Source organism: Mesorhizobium sp. M7A.F.Ca.ET.027.03.2.1 (genome assembly GCF_003999175.1).
Lineage (GTDB): Bacteria > Pseudomonadota > Alphaproteobacteria > Rhizobiales > Rhizobiaceae > Mesorhizobium.
This window is the reverse complement of record NZ_RZOM01001935.1, coordinates 1-418: the sequence shown is the minus strand read 5'-3', so window position 1 is coordinate 418 and position 418 is coordinate 1. Positions and strand designations below refer to the sequence as shown.

General features: G+C 62.7%; 1 protein-coding gene. It reads right to left on the bottom strand.

Features of this window, described 5'->3' with window-relative positions:
* A partial coding sequence (locus EN750_RS38850; protein ID WP_348629654.1) for a phosphotransferase occupies window positions 1-418 on the bottom strand: 418 nt, incomplete at both ends.

The following is a 418-nucleotide window of genomic DNA, read 5'->3' as shown; positions in this document are numbered from 1 at the left end:
GGTGAGCTTGCGTATCTCCTGATAACCCTGGAGGAGGGCCCGCGCCCGTTCCTTGTCGAGCGCGCCGGTGCTCTGGCTCGCCCAGTCAACCAGCACATCAGCGACTTCAGCGATGAGAACGTCGTTGTGACGCAGCCTGAAGTTTATGACCCCGCTCACGCTTTCGCCCAGGAAGAAAACGTTTTGATGGTCCAACGCACCATGCACGGACCCGGTGCGCAGCTCTGTTGCGGCCTGTTCAGGGCTCCGGTCCAAGACAGTGTGGATTTGCGCCATCACGCGGCCAAGACTTGCGCACTTGGCGGCGCTCGCGTTGCTTGTGGCCGATCCTGACACGAAACTCACGACCGCAACCAGGCGCCCTGCCGCCTGAAAGGTGGCATCGCCTTCGACCGTTCGCATGGGCCTGGGGCAGGGA